The following is a 2,663-nucleotide window of genomic DNA, read 5'->3' as shown; positions in this document are numbered from 1 at the left end:
CGGGCGGGTGGCATCTTGCGCATCCGCAGTCCGAAAGAGACATTCTGGGCGACGGTCATGTGGGGGAACAGCGCATAGGACTGGAACACCATGCCCATCTCGCGCTGATGGGGCGGCAGGCCGGCATAGTCGCGCCCCTCCAGCAGGATGCGGCCGGCGCTGGCCTCGACGAAGCCGGCGATCAGCCGCAGCGTCGTGGTCTTGCCGCAGCCGGAGGGGCCGAGCAGCACCAGCATTTCGCCGGCGGCGACCTCGAGCGAGACGTCCTCCACCGCGGCCATGCTGCCGTAGTGCTTCGACAGCGCCTCGATCTTCAGATAGGGCAGCGTTCCGGCCATGCGCGTCACACCACCTTGCTCAGCCGGACGTAGCGATCGAGCAGCACCAGCAGCAGCGCGATCACCGCCGTCTGCACCACGACCACGGCGGCGACCAGCGGGTCGGCGCGGTATTCCAGGTATTGCAGCACGGCGATCGGCAGGGTGATGACGCCGGGGCTGATCAGGAACAGCGTCAGCTCGATATTCTCGAAGGAGATGATGAAGGCGAAGAGCCCGGCGGCGACGATGCCCTGCCGCATCATCGGTAGCGTCACGCGCCACAGCACCTGGCGCGGCGAGGCGCCGAGATTGGCCGCCGCCTCCTCGATGGCGCGGTCCAGCTGCAGCAGGTTGGCGACGCAGAGCCGCACCACCCAGGGGATGGTGATCAGCAGATGCGCCAGCACCAGCATGCCGTCGGAGCCGATCAGCGCCACCTCGCTGCGGATCTCGACCTCGACCATCAGCACGTAGAGGGCGAGGCCGATCACCACCCCCGGCACGGTCAGCGGCGACAGCAGCAGCACGTTCAGTAGGCCGCGGCCGGGGAAGCGGTGGCGGACGAGGGCAATGCTGGCCGGGATTCCGAGGGCGAGGCTGCCAAGGGTCGCCATGGCGGCGATCCGCAGGCTGGTGCCCAGCGCCTGGCCGAATTTCGGGAATTCCCCCAGCCGCGCATACCAGGCCAGGCTGTGCCCGTCGGGCGGGAAGGCCAGGACGCTGTCGGCGATGCTGCTGATATAGATGGTCATCAGCAGCGGCAGCAGCATCAGCACCACGCCGAAGCCGCCCAGCAGCCACATGAAGGCTGTCAGCGGGCTGCGCGCCGCGCGGGGCTTCGCCGCCGCGAGAGGCTCGGATGCTGTGGCAGGAAGCGTGCCCGCGGCGGTCAAATCGCCTTCTCCTTGCTCCGCACTGAGGAAACCGGAAAGCGGGTCCGCGAGTCAATCGTATAAAATCGGCATTATAGGATAAACGCCTTGCCCGGCCGCGGCTCCGCTTTGCCCCTTCCCTGCCGGGCGGCGTGGTGCCAGACTTCACGCAGTCCCGCGGCGGCACGCGAAGGAGGCTTCTTCATGCGCGATCTTCCCCCTCCTGGGCTGGCGTTGCGCTGATGGAGGGCGTCGCCACTCCGGTGCCCCCGGGCAACCACAGCTTCGCCTGCATCGACGGCCATACCTGCGGCAATCCCGTCCGCCTGGTCACCGGCGGCGCGCCCTTCCTGCAGGGTGCCTCGATGAGCGAGAAGCGCCAGGACTTCCTGCAGCACCACGACTGGATCCGCCGCTCGCTGATGTTCGAGCCGCGCGGCCATTCGGTGATGTCGGGCTCGATCCTCTACCCGCCGACCACGCCCGACGGCGATGTCGCTGTCCTGTTCATCGAGGTTTCGGGCTGCCTGCCGATGTGCGGCCACGGCACCATCGGCACCGTGACCATGGCGCTGGAGAACGGGCTGGCGCGCCCGGCCAAGGAAGGCGTGCTCAACCTCGACGTCCCCGCCGGCCGCGTCGTCGCCACCTACGAGCGCAACGGCGAGCACATCGACAGCGTCCGCATCCGCAATATCGCTTCCTACCTGGCTCTCCCCGACGTGGAGGTGGAGATGCCCGGCTTCGGCCGGCTCCGCGTCGACATTTCCTATGGCGGCAATTTCTACGCGATCGTCGAGCCGCAGCCGGGCTTCGCCGGCCTCGAAAGCCTCTCCGCCGACGACGTGCTGCGCTTCAGCCCCGAGCTGCGCCGCCGGCTGAACGCGATCGTCGAGGTCGCGCATCCCGACGACCCGACCATCCGCGGCGTCAGCCATGTCATGTGGACCGGCGCGCCGCGCGACCCCCGCGCCCATGCGCGCAACGCCGTCTTCTACGGCGACCGCGCCATCGACCGCTCGCCCTGCGGCACCGGCACCTCGGCGCGCATGGCGCAGCTGGCGGCGCGGGGGAAGCTGGCGGTCGGCCAGGAATTCATCCATGAAAGCATCATCGGCACGATGTTCGACGGCCGCGTCGAGGCGGCCGCCTGCATCGGCAACCACGACGCCATCATCCCCAGCATCGCCGGCTGGGCCCGCACGCATGGGCTGAACACCATCTTCGTGCGCGAGCGCGACCCGCTGCGCGCCGGCTTCCTGGTCTGACGCGCATGGCCCCGCCCCCCATCGGCGTCGTCGGCGCCGGCGTCATCGGCGTCGCCTGCGCCCGCGCGCTGCAGCGGGCAGGCCACCGCGTGCTGCTGGTCGATCCGGCGCCGCCGGGCAGCCTCTGCTCCTTCGGCAATGCCGGGCATATCGCCATCGACCATATCCGCCCGTTGTCGCGGCCGGAGGTGCTGCGCAGCGTC

The 2,663-nt window shown here is 69.4% G+C and carries 4 protein-coding genes; 2 read left to right on the top strand and 2 right to left on the bottom strand.

Translation table 11 applies throughout. The features are described 5' to 3' along the window. Both BKE38_RS27900 and BKE38_RS27895 read right to left on the bottom strand, forming a co-directional pair. The coding region (locus BKE38_RS27900; protein WP_242662598.1) for an ABC transporter ATP-binding protein at window positions 1-338 on the bottom strand (338 nt) is incomplete at its 3' end. 5 nt (window positions 339-343) lie between these two features. Then, a complete protein-coding gene (locus BKE38_RS27895; protein ID WP_131829759.1) occupies window positions 344-1,123 on the bottom strand; it encodes an ABC transporter permease in 780 nt (259 codons plus the stop codon). A 311-nt stretch (window positions 1,124-1,434) separates the two neighbouring features. Here BKE38_RS27895 and BKE38_RS27890 point away from each other — a divergent pair, with 311 nt between their 5' ends. Together BKE38_RS27890 and BKE38_RS27885 are read left to right on the top strand one after the other, a co-directional pair. Beyond that, on the top strand, window positions 1,435-2,460 hold the full coding sequence (locus BKE38_RS27890; protein WP_076960424.1) for a 4-hydroxyproline epimerase: 1,026 nt from the start codon (window positions 1,435-1,437) through the stop codon (window positions 2,458-2,460). A 5-nt stretch (window positions 2,461-2,465) separates the two neighbouring features. Next, on the top strand, window positions 2,466-2,663 hold a 198-nt coding region (locus BKE38_RS27885), incomplete at its 3' end, for an FAD-dependent oxidoreductase (protein WP_131829758.1).

Source organism: Teichococcus deserti (assembly GCF_001982615.1).
Classification (GTDB): domain Bacteria; phylum Pseudomonadota; class Alphaproteobacteria; order Acetobacterales; family Acetobacteraceae; genus Pseudoroseomonas; species Pseudoroseomonas deserti.
Note: the sequence above shows the minus strand (reverse complement) of the source record. Positions and strands in the feature narration are given on the sequence as shown.